General features: G+C 64.2%; 15 protein-coding genes. 7 read left to right on the top strand and 8 right to left on the bottom strand.

What is annotated here, in order from left to right:
- Positions 1-132 precede the first annotated feature (132 nt).
- Genes KA354_11790 through KA354_11780 form a run of 3 tightly spaced genes read left to right on the top strand, consistent with a single transcriptional unit; the run spans position 133 to position 3,281 of the window.
- On the top strand, positions 133-633 hold the full coding sequence (locus KA354_11790) for a beta-hydroxyacyl-ACP dehydratase (GenBank protein ID MBP7935320.1): 501 nt from the start codon (positions 133-135) through the stop codon (positions 631-633).
- On the top strand, positions 630-1,967 hold the full coding sequence (locus KA354_11785) for a beta-ketoacyl-[acyl-carrier-protein] synthase family protein (GenBank protein ID MBP7935319.1): 1,338 nt from the start codon (positions 630-632) through the stop codon (positions 1,965-1,967). Before KA354_11790 ends, KA354_11785 begins: the two co-directional genes overlap by 4 nt.
- Positions 1,968-2,000: 33 nt before the next feature.
- On the top strand, positions 2,001-3,281 hold the full coding sequence (locus tag KA354_11780; protein MBP7935318.1) for a beta-ketoacyl-[acyl-carrier-protein] synthase family protein: 1,281 nt from the start codon (positions 2,001-2,003) through the stop codon (positions 3,279-3,281).
- Positions 3,282-3,314: 33 nt separating this feature from the next.
- Here the strand turns inward: KA354_11780 and KA354_11775 are convergent, their stop codons facing one another.
- Both KA354_11775 and KA354_11770 read right to left on the bottom strand, forming a co-directional pair.
- Positions 3,315-3,716 (bottom strand): hypothetical protein, encoded by a 402-nt coding sequence (locus tag KA354_11775; GenBank protein ID MBP7935317.1) that lies wholly within the window; start codon positions 3,714-3,716, stop codon positions 3,315-3,317.
- A gap of 20 nt (positions 3,717-3,736) precedes the next feature.
- A complete protein-coding gene (locus KA354_11770; protein MBP7935316.1) occupies positions 3,737-4,708 on the bottom strand; it encodes a prepilin-type N-terminal cleavage/methylation domain-containing protein in 972 nt (323 codons plus the stop codon).
- A gap of 403 nt (positions 4,709-5,111) precedes the next feature.
- Here KA354_11770 and KA354_11765 point away from each other — a divergent pair, with 403 nt between their 5' ends.
- The gene (locus KA354_11765) at positions 5,112-5,318 is read left to right on the top strand and encodes a hypothetical protein (protein MBP7935315.1); all 207 of its coding nucleotides are present in this window, start codon (positions 5,112-5,114) and stop codon (positions 5,316-5,318) included.
- 104 nt (positions 5,319-5,422) lie between these two features.
- Here the strand turns inward: KA354_11765 and KA354_11760 are convergent, their stop codons facing one another.
- The 3 genes from KA354_11760 to truA all read right to left on the bottom strand — a co-directional run bounded on the left by KA354_11760 (position 5,423) and on the right by truA (position 8,418).
- Positions 5,423-6,307, bottom strand: coding sequence for a DMT family transporter (locus KA354_11760; GenBank protein MBP7935314.1), 885 nt, complete (start codon positions 6,305-6,307; stop codon positions 5,423-5,425).
- An 87-nt stretch (positions 6,308-6,394) separates the two neighbouring features.
- Complete coding sequence (locus tag KA354_11755) at positions 6,395-7,573, bottom strand: glycosyltransferase family 4 protein (GenBank protein MBP7935313.1); 1,179 nt, start codon at positions 7,571-7,573, stop codon at positions 6,395-6,397.
- Positions 7,570-8,418 (bottom strand): tRNA pseudouridine(38-40) synthase TruA, encoded by an 849-nt coding sequence (gene truA / locus KA354_11750; protein ID MBP7935312.1) that lies wholly within the window; start codon positions 8,416-8,418, stop codon positions 7,570-7,572. Before truA ends, KA354_11755 begins: the two co-directional genes overlap by 4 nt.
- A gap of 75 nt (positions 8,419-8,493) precedes the next feature.
- Between truA and KA354_11745 the strand changes: the two genes are divergently transcribed.
- A complete protein-coding gene (locus tag KA354_11745) occupies positions 8,494-9,675 on the top strand; it encodes a hypothetical protein (protein ID MBP7935311.1) in 1,182 nt (393 codons plus the stop codon).
- A gap of 82 nt (positions 9,676-9,757) precedes the next feature.
- Here KA354_11745 and KA354_11740 read toward each other — a convergent pair whose 3' ends face one another.
- The 3 genes from KA354_11740 to KA354_11730 all read right to left on the bottom strand — a co-directional run bounded on the left by KA354_11740 (position 9,758) and on the right by KA354_11730 (position 13,487).
- Positions 9,758-11,323, bottom strand: coding sequence for a hypothetical protein (locus KA354_11740; GenBank protein ID MBP7935310.1), 1,566 nt, complete (start codon positions 11,321-11,323; stop codon positions 9,758-9,760).
- 20 nt (positions 11,324-11,343) lie between these two features.
- A complete protein-coding gene (locus KA354_11735) occupies positions 11,344-12,213 on the bottom strand; it encodes a prepilin-type N-terminal cleavage/methylation domain-containing protein (protein MBP7935309.1) in 870 nt (289 codons plus the stop codon).
- 77 nt (positions 12,214-12,290) lie between these two features.
- Positions 12,291-13,487 (bottom strand): PEP-CTERM sorting domain-containing protein, encoded by a 1,197-nt coding sequence (locus tag KA354_11730; protein ID MBP7935308.1) that lies wholly within the window; start codon positions 13,485-13,487, stop codon positions 12,291-12,293.
- A gap of 228 nt (positions 13,488-13,715) precedes the next feature.
- Here KA354_11730 and KA354_11725 point away from each other — a divergent pair, with 228 nt between their 5' ends.
- Positions 13,716-16,574, top strand: a complete 2,859-nt coding sequence (locus KA354_11725; protein MBP7935307.1) for a hypothetical protein — start codon at positions 13,716-13,718, stop codon at positions 16,572-16,574.
- Positions 16,575-16,791: 217 nt separating this feature from the next.
- Positions 16,792-17,571, top strand: a complete 780-nt coding sequence (locus tag KA354_11720) for a prepilin-type N-terminal cleavage/methylation domain-containing protein (protein ID MBP7935306.1) — start codon at positions 16,792-16,794, stop codon at positions 17,569-17,571.
- The last annotated feature ends 4 nt before the right edge of the window (positions 17,572-17,575 follow it).

Below are 17,575 nucleotides of genomic sequence, written 5' to 3'. Positions count from 1 at the left end.
GTTGCCGGCGCCGGACCAGCGAGTTGTGACCCGCTGAGAACCGGTGAACTGAGGCAAGCCGGCGGACGGATCGGCTGACGGCCGGCACAATGCCGGCCGTTACTTTTGATGGCCCCTGGTGGCAGACAAGCGATGCGCTGGTTCTGGTTCGACAAGTTCCTGGAATTCGAGTCTGGCAAACGGGCCGTGGCGGTCAAGAACCTGACTCTGGCCGAGGACCATCTGCACGATCATTTTCCCGGCTACCCGGTCATGCCCGCCAGTCTGATCATCGAGGGAATGGCCCAGACGGCCGGCATCCTGGTCGGCGAGGCCCGCCACTTCAGCGAGAAGGTCATCCTCGCCAAGATCAAGCAGGCTCGTTTCGACGGGGTGGCCCGGCCCGGCGACCAACTTCGTTACGAAGCGACCCTCGATAGTCTTACCGCCGAGGCGGCCATGACCACGGGCAAGGTTTTCTGCAATGGCGAGCCCTTCGGCCATGTCGATATCATGTTCTCCCACATTGACCAGAACATGAGCGGGCTGGATTTCCCCGAGGAGAACTTCGTGTTTCACGAGGGTTTCATGAGCCTTCTGGCGACCTATCGCCCTTCAGCGGGATCGGGCGCCCAGTCGAGGGAACAGAGATGAGTTCGCGTCGTGTCGTCATCACCGGTCTGGGGCTCGTGACCCCGGTGGGTATCGGGGCCGAAACCGCCTGGAAGGCTCTGCTCGAGGGCCAGTGCGGCATCCGGCGCATCCGCGCCTTCGATCCGTCGCGCTTTGACTCTCAGGTCGGCGGCGAGATCGAGGGCCTCAACGTGGCCGGTGCTGTCCCCAAGGCCTACCGCAAGAGCGCGAAGATCATGGCTCGGGACATCGAGATCGCCGTGGTGGCCGCCTACGAGGCCGCCAAGGACGCCGGGCTCAAGACCAAGTGCCTGATTGAGCGCGGTGAAGCAACCGGGCCGTCCAATCTCGATCCCACGCGGTTCGGGGCCAACATCGGCGCAGGCCTGATCTGTGCCGATCTGACCGAACTGGCCGGGGCTCTCTACACCGCGGTTGACGAACGCGGGCAATTCAGTCTCCGCAAGTGGGGCGTCGATGGAATGAAGAATCTCACCCCCCTGTGGCTGCTCAAGTTCCTGCCCAACATGCTGAGCTGCCATGTCACCATTGTGCACGACGCCCAAGCCCCGTCCAACACGATCACTTGCGCCGAGGCCGCCAGCCATCTGGCCATTGGCGAGGCTTTCCGGACGGTGGCCCGCGGCTCGGCCGACATCTGCATCTGCGGCGGAGCGGAAAGCAAGCTGAATCCGATGGGCCTCATGCGTCAGTCGCTGCTCAAGCGGCTTTCCCTGACCCACAACGATGATCCCGCGTCCGCCTGCCGGCCGTTTGATGCCGATCGCGACGGATCGGTCATCAGCGAGGGCGGCGGCTTGCTCATCGTCGAGGAACTTGACCACGCCCGCAAACGCGGGGCCAAGATCTACTGCGAGCTGGTTGGCTTCGGAGCCAGCACCAACACCCATAGCTGGCTGGTGCCGGAGCCCGAGGGCAAGGGCATCGCGCTGGCGATTCGCAAGGCCCTGGAGGACGCCAAGGTCACCGCGGATGATGTCGGCCTGATCGGGACCTCCGGTCCGGGCACGGTCGCCCACGATCTGTCCGAAGCTCGGGGTATCCGCACCGCATTGGGCGCCAAGGCCGGTTCGATACCTGCTCTCGCGATCAAGGGTGCCATAGGCAACAACGGAGCCGGCAGCGGGGCGATCGACTTGGCCGTCGCCGCCCTGTGTGTCCGGCATCAGGTGATTCCGCCGGCCTGCAGCACGAAGAAGGTCGATCCGGCCTGCGGACTCAATCTGGTGATCGGCAAGCCGATCGAGGCCAAAACCGGGACGGCGGTCAGTGTCGCCTATGCCTTGGGTGGCGGGCAGAACGCCGCCCTGGTCCTCAAGCGGATGGAGGATTGACCCGTGGAACGACGACGCGTAGTCATCACCGGCATGGGCTGGATCACACCGCTCGGCGACGATATCGAGGCGGTCTGGCAGCGGCTCCTCAATGGAGACAGCGGCGTGGCTCCAACCACGTTGTTCGATGCAAGCACTTTCCCGACCATGTTCTCCGCCGAGGTCAAGGAGTTCGATCTCGCCAAGTATCTCGGTCCAGACGCCAAGCGACACCGTATGGCCAGCCGCAACTCCCAGTTCGCCCTTGCGGCGGCCAAGATCGCCTGGGGCGACGCCGGACTGGAGAAGTGCATGAATCTCGACCCCACCCGCGTGGGCATCTACCTGGGCGGCGGTGAGGGCCCGATCGACTTCGACAACTTCGCGGCAACCGCTGTTCAAGGCTGGGACCCCACGGCCAATGGAGGCCGGGGCGATCTCAACTCGGTCAGATGGGCGGAAGTGGCCGCCCAGCGCCTCGACGCAACCCGCGAGTTCGAGCAGGACCCGAACATGGCCGCCGGACACATCGCCTGCCAGTTCAACGCCCAGGGGCCGACGTTCAATACCCTGACCGCCTGCGCCGCCAGCACTCAGGCCATGGGCGAGGCGACCAATCTCATTCGCCGCGGTGATGTCGATGTGATCATTTCCGGCGGCACGCACAGCATGATCCACCCCTTCGGCGTCACCGGTTTCAATCGCCTGACCGCGCTCTCCACACGCAACGATTCCTGCCTGACCGCCAGCCGGCCATTCGACCGGACCCGCGACGGCTTCGTCCTCGGCGAGGGCGCGGGCATCGTCATCCTCGAGGAGTACGAGCATGCCCGACGCCGGGGCGCCCGCATCCTGGCCGAGATTGCCGGCTTCGGCTCGACCGCCGACGCCTTCCGGGTCACGGATATTCACGAGGACGGCCGGGGTGGCATCGCCGCGATGCGGCTGGCCCTCGAGGACGCCGGTGTCAAGCCCGAGACGATCGATTACATCTCCGCCCATGGCACGGGCACGGAGGAGAACGACAAGATCGAGAGCCTGGCTATTCAGGGCGTGTTCAAGGAGTTCGCGACCAAGGTGCCGGTCAGCTCGATCAAGAGCATGATGGGTCACCTGATCGCCGCGGCCGGAGCCGTCGAATTGATCACCTGCGTGCTGGCGATCCGCGACGGCGTTCTGCCGCCGACGACCAACTACGCCAACCCCGATCCCAACTGCCCGCTGGACTACGTCCCCAACAAGGCCCGCAAGGCCACCGTCGACGCCGCCCTCAGCAACAGCTTCGGTTTCGGTGGCCAGAACGACACCATCGTCCTCACTCGCATCGCCGGGTGAGAGTGCTGAACGGCAGGCCGCGAGCCCTGCGGCTCACGGGTGAGTGTGGTAGAAGGCGTACCCGCACTTGGGGCACTTGCCGGGAACACCGTCCTTGCGTCGTCCGGGGAAGAAGGTACCGTCCTTCGGGCACTTGATCGCGGGAACAGCGGTAAACTGTTTGGTGGTCGGGCAGCGCACGAACGTCCTGCCCTCGTCCAGGCGTTGCCCGTCGGTCTTTACCTCTCCTTGTCGACTCATCTCCTGAAAGACCTTCGGAGTCAAGGTGAACACGTGGTTGTCGTCCAGGCAAATATAGGGCATCGCATCCTCGGCGGCATCAGGTTGCTCCGCCTCGTCTCCACTGCGGAATGCAAGGAACAGGGCCGCGCCCACGGCAATCACAATGACACCGATCTTCAGGGCCAGCGCGGTCTTGCTGTTGTCTTCAGACATGGATCGAAATGGCCCTCGCTTTATTGCTGCATGTAGTCCTGGCGGAAAACGACCTCACTGTTGCCGTTGCTGCATCCGGCCTGGCCCGGGGAGCAGTTGATGAAGTTCTTGTTGGCGTCATACGTGTGATCCAGGTTGACCTTGCCTTCAACGAGCATGTTGGCGGCGTGGCCGTCAAGGAACGAGTAGCTGTGCCGGTCGAAGCGCCCATGCCAGCCGCGGATCTTGGCCGTGTAGGGGTAGTCGTACCACACGCCGCCGGTGGCACAGTCGGACGGATCCTCGTGGATCATCACCGCCCGGGACGGACCTTTCTTGTAGAAAACCTGGACGATGCGGTCTCTGAGCAGCGCCTGGCGAGCGCGGCGGGCGGCGTTGTCCGAACTGAAACCCTCGGCCTTGACCATATACACGTTGTAGTTGACGTTGCTCTGGTAACTTGTGCCGGTCACGTCGTAGGCCGAAGTGCGAGTCCGAGGAATGGCAAAGTTGCCGCGGCTGCCCACGCCGCGGTATTCGCTGACCTCGTCCGCGGGGCACTCGAAGACCTCCATCTCGGTCCTGGTGCTGACCTTCGCGGAGGCGACGTACTTGTTGAGCGGTCGATCCTGGGGGAGAAAATCGTAGTAGCCGCCGGGGCAGTAAGCATTGTCCAGCACGCCTCCGCGGTCCTCGGGCACCCCGATGCCGCGTTTGCCGCCGAAGTAGTTGGAGATGGGTTGCGGCTCAGCGGACCCGCGGTAGACCACCGGGGTCCAGCAGAACCGGTCCTTCTCGGCGTTCAAGTAGGCGCCGGTCGCAGTGCCAAGACTCTTCAGATTCGCGAGGCATTTGGCTACCCGAGCCTGCTCGCGAGCCTTGGTCAGCGATGGCAGGAGCACGGAGATCAACAGGGCAATGATGGCCACCACGACCAGGACTTCGATGAGCGTGAACCCGGCCGCCCGGGACCTGGACGCCTCTCGGCTCCGGCGATTGTGCTGGGGTCTCATTCTTGGACCGTCCTTTCGGCCTCAGTATGTGCGAACCTGTGCCCGTTCCTGAACTCGGAAGAGATTCCTAGTATTATATCATACTGCGGTCTTGCCCGGGTGACAACGCGTGCCTTTCGAGGAAAGGCAACGGGCGGAGCAGCCCTCTAGGCTACGCCGGAAGCTGTTGGCCGCATTCTGCCGGGGGGAGCGGCAAGTTGTTTCCAGGCCCGAGAGCGGCTCGTCGGGGGTCGAGAGCTGGTAGACAGGTGTAAGCTCCTGTAATGAAACGATTTGTGTCGAGTGGCGGGGTCTTCGCTTGCGACCTTGACCCTTCCTGGCTTCCGTCGCCACGGTGTCGCCAGTCACCGGTCGGCGGCAGCGATCACCCCGCGGACGAGGCGATCATCAGTCCACGCCGGGGATGGGTATCGCTGTGGCCGGGGCCGAAGCGCTGGAACTCAAGAAGGACGTCGAGGACGGGTGCGCGTTGATCGATTCGACTCTCGGTTCGGACATGGCCCGCCAGCATCCCGTCGAGGTCCCGCGAACGCTGGCCGTCGTGGTCGTGAACCCCGCCCGCAAGCTGCCGGCGGAGTTGTTCGAGAAGCTGGTCCGGGACATGAAGTAGAAGCCTCCGTGGCGGCGGACTCGACCGGCGGGTGGGTCTTGAACAGCGCGACACGGCATTTCCCGTGGTCACGCGGGGGGCCGCGGCTTCACACCTCACTTCGGTCAGTCCGTCAAGCCGCTCGTGTCGGCCAGTTTGTCCTCCGGCTCGGGCGGCCTGGCCTTTCGGCTCCGCCGCGAATCCATCGCCAGGGCCGCTCCGATCAGCAGGATGCCGCCGCCAAGCCACTGAACGCGGGTGAAGGTCTCCCCTGTGATCAGGTGCGAACCGGCAAGGGAGATGAACGGGGCAATGAGCAGGCCCAGCTCGCAAACCGCCACGCCCATCCGCTGGACGGCCACGTAGTACAGGCCGTGAGCCAGCGAGATTCCCAGTAGCGCCGAGCCGATCAGGATCGACCAGTCATAGGCCGACAGTCCCAGTACGCTTGACGGATCGCCCAGCGGCGCCATGCCGATCAGGCCGACTGAACTGTAGGCGCTGATCAGACTGAACAGAACCAGCGGATGCTTCTTGTGCATGACGTAGCGGACCGAGACCCCGTAGAAGGCCCAGAACAGGCTGCAGGTGAAGATGATGGTCAGACCGATGAGTGTGTGTCCCCCGCTGGCGGCAAGTCGTGGGAAGCTCAGCGTCGCGAAGCCCGCGATCGCCAGGGTCGCGCCCGACCAGAACCGCCGGTTGCGAGCCAGTCGCCGCTCGTCGGGAAACACCATGAACGCGATCAGGATGCTCCACACCACCGCGATCCGCAGCAGGAAGGACAGCTGCCCGGCATTCTCGAAATACGGGGTCCAGGCGAAGAGCGTCTGACCGACGGTGTTGACCACCGAGGGCAACAGGGCGGCCAGCCAGAGCCCGCGAAGCTCTCCGCGCCGGATGCCCCAGACCAGCCAGGGCAGACAGGCGATGGCCGCAATCGGATAACGCACCAGATTCGCGGTGAATCCGTCCGGAACCCTCGCCGGGCAGGCCAGATACCGGAGCATGACCGGGATCGTGCCCCAGCTGATGATCGCCCCCAGAAGGGCGGCGATGGCCGTGATGTCGATGCGTTGGCGGATGGGTAGGACTCCTCAGCGATGGGCTCGGTTCGGGCCGGCATCCTTCTGCAGCTTGAGATACAGCGATTCCAGTTCGGTCACCATCTTCCGCTGGTCGAACCGTTCGAGGCACAGTTGCCTTCCGGCTTTCCCGAGGCGGCGGCGTTCGCTCGCGTCGCGGGCGAGCGTGACCATGGCCTCGGCCAGGCCGGGGACGTCGTTGAGTCGGACCAGTGCTCCGGTTCGCCCGGGGAGGACGACCTCCGGGGCGCCGTCGATGTCGAAGCTGATGACCGGGCATTCCATCAGCAGGGCCTGAACGGCCGCCCGGGGCAGACCTTCCCACTGGGAGGCGTGCACCAGCAGGTCCATTCCCGCGAGCATCTCCGGCACCCGTTGTGGTGCCAGGAGACCGGTGAGATGAACGCGCCCAAGAATACCCAGAGACTCTAATTGCTTCTCATAATCGGTGCGTTGAGCGCCGTCGCCGACCCACACGAACCGCAGCCTGGAATTCCGCTGGGCCGCGAGGGCCATCGCCGGGATCAGGACCTCGTAGCCCTTGTTGCGGAACAGGCGAGCCACCGCCCCGATGACGATCTCCTCGTCGGCCACTCCCCAGCGGCGCCGAACGGCGGCCCGGTCCGCGCCCGCCGGATCGAACAGCTCGGTTCGCATCCCGGAGTAGACGGTCACGAACTTGTCCCGCGGGGCCATCCCGACCGCCACCGCCTGATCGCGCATCGCGTCGGCTACGGTGACCAGCGCCTGCGTGAACCGGGCGCAGTAGCCTTCCAGCCGCCGATAGAGCATCTGCACCGGCCATGACTGCGTTCGGTTGAAGCTCATGCCGTGGATGGTGTGGACGATGATCGGCACCCCGGCGTCGCGAGCGGCCAGCCGGCCGAGGATCCCCGCCTTGCTGCTGTGGGTGTGGACAACCTCGGGACGCAGATCCCGAAGCACGGCCGCTAACTCGCGGCGCGCCCGAAGATCGGTCAGCGGTCGGACCGCGCGGCACATGTTCGGCACGATCCGCACGTCGTAGCCGCCTCGGTGAGCCTCGTCGTGCAGCGAGCCTTCCGGACCGGTCTCGGGCCCGACGAGCAGCGTGACCCGGTGCCCGCGGTCGTGGAGTCCCGCGCAGGTCAGGATCGTGTTCTCCTGGGCGCCACCGATGATCAGCCGAGTGATGATGTGGCAGATGTTCATGAGTCCAGGTCCGCGAGGTCGCCATCTTCGCCCTCGGAGATGCCGGGCAGGTCGGAGAGCGCCGCATCCGCCGGCCGGGGGTTCTTCGGCGGGCGAGTCAGATCGTAGCGCACCCACTGCATGCACAGCCCGCGGGCCGGAGCCGTCGGACCGGCTTGGCACCGGTCCCGGCTGGCCAGAATGCCGGGGACGCGCTCCACCGGCCAGTGGCCTCGGCCGACCTCGATCAACGTGCCGACCATGTTCCGGACTTGGTTGTACAGGAAGCCCGTGCCCTCGACATCGATCCGCAATTCGTTGTAGCGGGGATAGATGTCGATGCCGAGGATCGTTCGGACCGTGGTCTGCCGCTCGCTCCCCTGAGTCGCGAAGGCGGCGAAGTCGTGGGTGCCCACGAGATACGCGGCCGCCGCCCGCATTCGCGAGACTTCAAGCGGGTGCCAGAAATGGTAGGTGTAACGCTGGGCGAGCTCATCCACCGGGCGGTGAGCGGCGTTGTAGATCCGGTAGCGGTAGAGCTTGGACACCGCGTCGCTGGTGGACCGAAACCCAAGCGGAACCTCGTCCGCCGCACCAATGGAGATGTCCTTGGGCAACCGCCCACCGATGGCCTTCTTGAGGTTCTCGCAGGGCATGGTACTGGTCGTCTCGAAGTTGGCGACCTGCCCGGCGGCATGGACCCCCGCATCCGTCCGCCCAGCCCCCAGAACCGCAACCTGGTGATGGACCACTCGACGCAGGGCCTGCTCGATCGATTCCTGCACCGTTCGCATACCCGGTTGTTGCTGCCAGCCGTGGAAGTCCGTGCCGTCGTACGCAATCAACAGGCGGATGTTGCGCCACATGCGGCTGATTCTACGGACGCGGCAGGGGACCATCAATCTCGCTCAGGATTCCCTCCTGGACTATCATACCCTGTGATGACCCCGCGCCAGCGCATCCAGGCGGCAATGAACCACCAGCCCTGTGATCGTGTACCGGTCATGTGCCAGTTGGCATTGGGGCACTACTTCATCCACGGGCGGCACAGGCCGGCAGACATCTGGTTCGACAGTCGGCTCTTCGTCGAGACGTTGGCGGAGTTCCAGCAGAGGTACGGCTTCGACGGGTTCTTGATCAATCTGCCCGGCCGTCCCCCGGACTGGCGGGAATACGTCCTGGTGTCGCGTCCTGCTGACCAGGGTGAATGCTTGACCTGGCGTAACGGGCTCGAGACCTGGTTTCCACTGGACGACAACCCCCACGCCTTCATCGCCGACCGGCAGCCGCTTCCGCGGGCTGATCCTCAGATGATCGATCCCGGCGATCCGGCCACGTTTCGTACTCCCGGATATGTCTGGAACACTTGGCATGCTCCCGCGCTGTGGGATGTCGTGCCCGATGCGGATCTCGGTGAGCCGGAAGCCTATCCGCCATGGCTGACGGCCGGGTTGCGACGCGCCCGGATCACCTGCCCCGAGGTCTCGATTCACATGGAGGTCTTCTCACCATTCACCCATCTTCTGGAGCTGTTTGGGTATGAGAACGCGCTCATCGCCCTGCTCGACTCGCCGGCCATGTGCCACCAATTGCTGGCGCAAGTCAGTCGTCATGTCATCGCCCAGGTTCGGGTGTACGCTCCTTGCGGGCCGGATGCCATCCTCATCAGCTCGGCCTTTGCGGGAGCGGGCTTCATCAGTCGGGCGATGTACGGGGAGTTCGTCGCACCCTACGAGCGGCAGGTGGCCGCCGCCGTCCACGAGCACGGCCTGCCGATCTACACTCACACCTGTGGGGCGATCGGAGACCGCCTGGATCTCATGGCCGAGACGGGCGTGGACGGACTCGACACGCTTGACCCGCCGCCATTGGGTACGGTGGATCTCGCCAGGGCCAAGGCGGAGTTTGGCAGCCGGTTCTTCTTCAAGGGTAACCTGGACGCGGTGAACGAGATGCTCCGAGCCGACGACGCGACCTTCGAGGCTGCTGTCCGGAAAAGGCTGGCGATCGGCTCACCCGGCTCCGGCTACATTCTTTCGTCGGCCTGTTCAGTGGCACCGCACGTCAGGCCGGAGCGGTTGAGGCGCATGGTCGAGCTGGCGGAGGCCTATTCAGGGCGGTGAGCCCCTGAGCCGCGCGGCAACCCGGCCCGGCCGCTCCTCCAGGCAGACGTTCGTCTCGTGTCCCCACTCGATCGTCTCGATATCAGTTCGCCGCGCAGTCCGGGTTGGCCGCCACGGCCGGTCCGCTCCAGCAGGTGACGAATGTCTGGAGATCCACCGCGTCCACGGCTCCGTCCGTGTTCTTGTCGAAGCACGCGCAGCCCTCCGGAACGCCGCCCTCGGCACCGGTGTAGCAGAGCTGGAACAGCCCGAAGTCCACCTGGTCCACATCCTGGTCTCGGTCGCCGTCGGCGAAGGGCTTGGGGCACGGTTGCGGGCAGTTGGCCTCTGCGCAGGTGGTATCGGCACCCATGAAACTGCCGTCCTGGGCCTGGCACTCAAAGGAGTTGACTTCGACGCACTCACCGCTCGGCAGACAGCATGCTCCCGGCGCGGGCGGGACGCCCTGGAAGACCAGCAGGCGGCGGTTGCTGAAATCCGAGATGAGCAGCAGATCCTGTGCCGCCTCGTAATGGAAGTCATACACGCCGTTGCCGTCAGGGGTGTCGGCGGCGGGGTCGAGAGGTGTGCCGTCGGCCTTGAGGAACTGGACCGGAGTCGGCGGGAGATCGCCATTCTTCTTGATCAGCTTGATCGTGCTGGCAAAGCTGAGGGGCGGGGGCACATAGCGGGGATCCGGTCGATCGTTGAAGACAACGAGATCCTCGGCGCCCGCTCCCCCGCCGCTGTTGAGCAAAGCGAGGTTCTGACCAACCACCTCAGGCGCTAAGCGCGTCGCCACGGGCTTGCCGTCACCAGGCTCGATGACCGGGGTGCCGTCCTCGAGCTTGAGTGCGTCCGTGAGTTGCTCGATGCTGCCGGCCGAGTTGCCTCCCGTCCGGATGGCCCGCTGGACCTGGTTCGATCGCCGCTGGTAGACATCCCCGTTGGTGTCGAACCAGCAGTCTTTCCATGAAGTGGAGTCCTTGAAACTCGAGCCGCCCCACACAATGAAGCCGGACGCCTGGGTGTGGAGGGTCGCCCCGGAATCGATGTCCAGAAGGACCCGGCGTCCGGAGCCGAAGCCGAAGATGGCCAAGCCCATGTCGGTGCCGCCGTATCCCGGATCGTAGGCCATACCGCCGATGGCGGGAGCGGTCATGCCAGCCGGTTTCACCACCATGCCGTTGCCGGGAGAGGCGAGGTTGTCGCCGTCAAAGGTCTCAACCAACGCTCCGGTGGTCACGTCAATGGCTCGGACGTTCGTGGTGGCGACATCGTTGCCGGAGGGGCGATCCAGCAGAGCATAGAGCACGCCGTTTCGCACCACCAATGCACCGTAGTAGCGGAAGGTGTCGACGGTCTGCTTCGCGGCGGCGAGCTCGGCCTTGTCGGTTGGATTGGCCAGATTCACCTTGAGAATGCCGATCTCGCGACTGAGCCCGCTTCCGTTATACCCCCCGAGGTAGGCATAGACTCCGTCGAACGTGATGCACATCGGGTTGTTGCCGGCGGGGCCGAAGTCGGCACCCAGATCGACGCTGCTGATCAGGAAGTAGTCCGCCCGGACGATCGTCACGGCGGCGACGAGGGTCGCGGCAACCAGCATGAGCTTCCGCCCGAAGGGCGAACACATGCCATCAACTTTGTCACTCTTTCCCCTGGTCATGGCATTTCTCCTTATGGGAGTCATTCGGGTAATGCGACATTCCACTGATCGTCCTCGGGAGACCACCAGATCCGCAGACTGGATGCTCGTTTGCCCGGGTCGGTCGCGTTGCTCTGCGAGATGCGGTCCTTGCCCAAGCTCTCCACGTGAAGATCGCCTAACAAGAAGTTGGCCCGGCCGCGGTGCTTTCCGAAATCGATGTCGTCCTTGTACTTTGAGTAAGTCGGCCCACTGAGCCCGACGACGTAGTCTGTGCCGAAGACGCCCCGGTTCTTGCTGTCCTCGTGGTCGGCGAAAGACTCGACCAGGACCATGTAGCGATAGCTCATCTTCACGCTGTAGGGATTGAACGGCCTGCCATTCGAGTAGGGCGTGGCGGTGTTGTCCGGCGGGTCCATCGGGAAGTTGCCGGCGAAGATGTTCATCGAGTAGGAACGGCCGGCCTGCTTGGTGTCGCCCGGGCAGGCGAACACGCCGAAGAAGGCTGAACTCGTAGCGGTCAGTTTCTCCGGGGCGAGATACTTGGGCACCATGTGTCGGTAGTACCACCAGTCGCTGTCCCGGTAGTCCGGGGGGGTGCCGTAGTATGGGCCGGTCCTGGAGGGTTTGACGCGGTTGGGCGGCGGGTTCAACCGGTAGTCCTGGCTGTAGAACTGGAACCCGTACGCAAACTGCCTGAGGTTACTCATGCAAACGGTATTCTTGCTCTGCTCGCGGGCCCTGGTCAGCGACGGGATCAGCACGGCCACCAGCAGGGCGACGATTGCCACCACCACCAGGACCTCGATGAGGGTGAAGGCCCGGTGCGCAGGACAAGCGAGTCGCCTTGGCCTCAAGGCGGTGGATCCGCGGAAGGCTTCCGGGCCCGTGTTGCTGACACACCTCGACATCGGCCAATCCTCCGGGCGGATGCCGCTCTCACATTCACCTATTCCGCTCAGCCCCGCTGAACGAATGACATCCCTTGTCACCGTCGTCGCCTGGCGAGCAGCAGGCCGCTCAGTCCCAGCATAGCCAGGCTTGCCGGTTCCGGCACGTACACATCCAGCCGTCGGGTCACAAAGTCTACCACCAGGAGTGTAGGCCGCCCGCGGTTGTCCCGTCCGAAGGCCAGGTTCTTGGTGTCGGCGTTGGCGTCTTGTACACCCCAGGCGGTTTGGGCAACACCGCCGATCGGCTCGGCCCCGGTCAGCACCATCTGGGTCAGGCCGGTGACCGAGCCGTCGAGATTGCGGATGTGGACATGGGTGTCTGCAACCTCAGCGACGCCGCCCAGGGAGTCGGTCAGGCTGGTGACGTTGCGGCCAGAGAAAGCGAGCAGATCGGAGCCCACGCCTTCCATGATCACGATGCCCTGGCCGATGTTGTTGACCGCACCGGTCTTGAGATCGGCTCGCGTGATGACGTTGGTCGCGCCGGCCAGGGTGGACCATTGGTTGTCGGTGACCCGCAAGCCGTACCCGTAGGCGTTTTGGTTGGCGTCGACTACGTTCCCCTTGCTGTCGAAAGACAGTGCCCGCCAGGTCGAACCGGAATCAGGCGAGGTATTGATGATCCCTCCGTTGCTGCCGTCGAAGAGCGTTGCCCCGTCGGTCAACGACAGCAGACGCCTGCGACCTGAGCCCTGGGTGAGGAAGGCCACGCCGGCTGAACCGTTGTCGCCCCGGGGGTCGACGGCCATGGCGAATGGCCGAGCATTCTGTGGACCGTTTACCGTCCAGCCTGAGCCGCCCACACTCCCGTCGGAGGCCTGGCGGCGGGTGATGAAGCCGGTGGCCGCGGTGCCGCTGTCGTGGGCGATGAACAACGAATCAGTGCCCGCGTGATACGCCAGCGCGTCGATACCGCGGGAGGTCGGCGACGCGAATTGCGTGGCCGCCAGCGGTGTCAGCGTTGCCGCGCCGGTGACATCCTCCACCTTGACCACCCCGACCGTGCCCGGACTGCCGGCCGTGTTCTTGTAGCCGCCGACATAGGCGTTGACGCCGTCGAACGCGACAGAAAGCGGATTGTCGCCGTAGCCGCTGGTATTGTTGAATGCGGAACCGAGGTCGATCACCTGCCAGTGGACCCACTCCATTTGTGCAGCGGTCGCTGCGGCGCAGACTGCCAGGGAGCTGGCGAAGATCATGACCGCCAGACGGGTGCATGTGCCCTTGAACATTGCTTCATCCTCCAGACTGATAGCCGACGTGTTGACCACACCGAGCCGCGCCAACCACAAAAACAGAGCTTGCGGTGAACACAGCCCGTAACGATGCTTGAGATGGCGGATGAATTCTATCGTCTCGGTCGCCGGTTCGTCAAGGCGATCGCAGCTTTCGGTGTGACAACGGCTTTCGATTCAGGTAGGCTGTACTGAGATCCAAGCACATCCGGTGGAGGCGAACCTATGCCGGCTTTCCCATGTCGCGTCGCTCATCGCACCGTGGTGGTTTCAGGTCTGATTCTCGTCGCCGGCATCCTGACATCGTCGGCGTCAGGGGGGCCGGAGGGTGCGTCCAAGGAGGTGCGGCGGGAGAACCCGCTGGTGACATGGGTTCTCGGTGCCGACGGCGCGACTGCCCGCTTCGCCGAGCGGGCGGCGGACAGGGACTATGCCGCGCAGGCCCCGCGCGCGCCTTTCGCCCGACTCAAGAAGGCCGGAAAAGACTATGCAGCCACGTCGGTCGCCGCCGAAGGCGATAACCTGAAGGTCGCGTTCGGGGACTCGGGCGTTACCGCCGTGCTGCGCGTCGTCCCCAAGGGGCGGTACTTCCTCATCGAAGTCGTCTCGGTCAGCGATGAGCAACTCGACGAACTGACCTTCTGCGACGTCCAGCTGACACTCGCCGGCAAGGCGGGCGAGCCTTTCGCGGCCTGTGCCCTGGCACGCAATCTCAAGACCAACGTCCACGAACTGCCCGGCCCAAACGCGCGGCTGAAAGGCATGTGTTATCCTCGATTCGGGCTGACCGGTGCCAGCCTCGCGATCATCGGATGCCCGGCGAGCGAACTGCGGGCGGTGATGCAGGAGGTGGTCCGCGACGCCCCGGAGCTGCCCCACTCCACGCTCGGCGGACCGTGGGCGATGGACGCTCCGATCAACCAGGGGTCCTACCTCTTCAACTTCGGCGATTGCTCCGAGAAAAACGTTGAAGACTGGATCCGCGTTGCCCGGGCCACCGGCATGAACCAGATCGACTTCCACGGCGGCGGATCGTTTCGCTTCGGCGACCTGCGCCCGAACCCCGTGACCTATCCAAAAGGCCGGGCAAGCTTCAAGGTAGTGATCGACAGACTCCATGCGGCCGGCATCGCCGCCGGACTGCACACCTATGCGTTCTTCCTCGACAAGCACGCGGAGTGGGTCTCCCCGACTCCCGATCCGCGGCTGGCCAAGGACGCGATTTTCACCCTGGCCGAAGATCTGACCGCCGAGGCCTTGTCTGTGCCCGTGCTGGAATCGACGGACAAGATGTCCACGCTGACGTCCTTCTTCACTTGGAACAGCGTTACCCTGCAGATCGACGATGAGCTCGTCACCTACGCGGCCATCAATAAGCAGTCGCCCTTCGCCTTCACGCAATGCCAGCGCGGGGCGTGGGGTACACGCGTCACACCGCACGCCAAGGGCGCCAAGGTCCAGCATCTCAAGGAGTGCTTCGGCCTGTTCGTGCCCGATGGCGACTCGAGCCTGTTCGCAGAAGTCGCCGCTCGAACTGCGGATATGTTTAGCGAGTGCGGATTCGACATGATCTACCTCGATGCCCTGGATGGCGAGGGCATCATCGGCGGGCCGGAGAACGGCTGGCACTATGGCTCCCGGTTCACCTTCGAGATCTGCAAACGGCTCAAGAAACCGGCTCTCATGGAAATGAGCACCTTCCACCACCACCTCTGGTACGTCCGCTCACGATACGTCGCCTGGGACCATCCTCAGCGAGCCTACAAGAAATTTGTGGACCTGCACTGCCACGCCAATCAGGAGAGCCGGCGGATGTTCCTCCCCGGTCACCTCGGTTGGTGGGCGGTCAAGACGTGGAGCGGTCCGCAAATCGAAGCCACATTCCCCGACGATATCGAATACCTGTGCTGCAAATGCCTTGGCACCGATACGGGTCTCTCCCTGCAAGGAATCGACACGCAAACCATCCGGCAGGTGCCGGCATTCCAGCGATTGGCCGCGATCATGCGGCAATACGAGGATCTGCGACACCGCGGCCACTTCCCAGAAAGTGTCAAGAGCGCCCTGCGCGTCCCCGGCGACGAGTACCGGCTTGTCCCGGTGGACGGCGGACACGCCTTCCTTCCGGTGCAACACGCCCGCCACAAGGTCACCGGCCTCCAGGACGGCAGCGCACGATGGCAAGTGGTCAACAAGTTCGGCCCTCAAACACTGCGGCTGCGGATCGAAGCCCTCCATGCGGCCGGCGCCTACGACGCACCCGGCAATCCCGTCGTGGTCGACTTCCGCGAACCCGGAGCGTTTGCCCATCGCTCGGCGGCCCCAGGCATGGCGGCTGACCTGACCACATCCGCCGACCCGGTCAAAGTCGGCGACGTCAGCGGGCGCTTCGAGGTCTCCAACCGACAGCCGACTGACGGCCAACCTTCCTGGGTAGCCATGGTCCGTAAGTTCACACCGCCCCTGGATCTCTCCCGCCAGCAGGCCCTCGGCCTCTGGGTCCACGGCGATGGCCAGGGCGAAGTCCTGAACTTCCAGCTCCGCAGCCCTGATCACGTCTCAACCGCGATCGGTGACCACTATGTCAAGGTGGATTTCACCGGCTGGCGCTATTTCGAGCTCGTCGAGCCAGAAGGCGATCGCGTGGGCGATTACCCGTGGCCGTACGGCGGGAGCATCTACGGGCTATACCGCGAGGTGGTCAACCACGCCCAAGTGGAAACGCTCGGGGTGTGGATGAACAACGTCCCGCGGGGCAAGGAGGTCACATGCCACCTGAGCCCGATCAAGGCCATTCCCCTTGTCGAGGCCCAGGTGGCCAATCCGACCCTTTCCGTCGCGGGCCAGCGGCTCACCTTCCCGGTCACCATCGACACCGGCGGCTATCTCGAGTTCAACTCGTCAGACGACTGCACGCTGTACGGGCGGAGGGGCGAACCGCTGGGCAAGGTGCGGCCGACGGGTGACGTGCCCGTGCTGCAATCAGGTGAAAACCCCATCGAGTTCAGTTGCGCGCCTCCAGCGACCGGAAACGCTCGCGTCCGGGTGACCGTGACAAGCCAAGGGGGCACGTTTTTGAAGTAGCACCCGTCCGCCGTGGCTTCAATCAGTGGTTCGGAGGAGCGTAAGACACCAGCGTTCATCCCGGAACTTCAGGCTTGACGGAGGCTGCAGTCTTGCTTTATGATGGAGGTACAGTTCCGGATGCGGATCTATAAGACGCGGATAAGGGGTCGTGCGTAGTGATGTGTTCGCGTGGGTAGGCGGTGCGGGCCTGTGGCTGTCGCGGAAAGGTTTTCTCATGCAAACCCGGCGAGGTTTTACGCTGATCGAAGTCCTGGTCGTGGTCGCGATCATCGCTTTGCTGATCTCGATTCTCATTCCATCGCTCAATCGGTCACGAGAGCAAGCCCGCCGAATGGCGTGCGCCGGCAACGAGCATCAGATCATGCTGGCGGCGCTCATGTACGCCGAGCGGGATCGGGACGGCATCTATATCTATAGAGAGGGTAACGGAGGTGGAGACGGCATGCGGCTCCTCTACCCCAGGTACCTGCGCGATTTCCGCGTGGTGGTCTGCCCGAGCACCACAAACGTGGTTCGGCGGCCGGATGACCTCCTGGACAACGCCGACAGCGCCGACGACAGTACCGGCGGACACAGCTATGAGATGCGGACCTGGATGTGGACCGCCTACAACTTCAACGGCTTCAAGCCGAAACCCGAACCCTTCTACAACCCGACGACCTCGAAATGGGAGACGCGCGAGCCGATCAAGTCGCTCAAGAACGTCAAGCGGCCCTACGGCATGCTGCTGTTCGGGGACGCGGATGATGATCCGCCGGCCAACAAGCCTGACGGGATCAACAACTGGCCGGATGCCTACAACAACCACGGCGCCGATGGCGCCAATATTGCCTACTGCGACGGGCACGCCGAGTTCAACCGCACGGGTCGTAAGCTGATGCTGTCGTTCCTGACGGGGTACTACTATCCGAGCCTGCCATCCGCCCTGGCCCAGTCGATCTACGCCAAGTGCAACGTGCAGTACAACTCCTCCACCCAGACGTTCAAGTGGTGACGCG

The organism is Phycisphaerae bacterium, from assembly GCA_018003015.1.
GTDB lineage: Bacteria > Planctomycetota > Phycisphaerae > UBA1845 > PWPN01 > JAGNEZ01.
The sequence above is the reverse complement of the archived record's forward strand: the minus strand, read 5'-3'. Positions and strand labels throughout refer to the sequence as shown.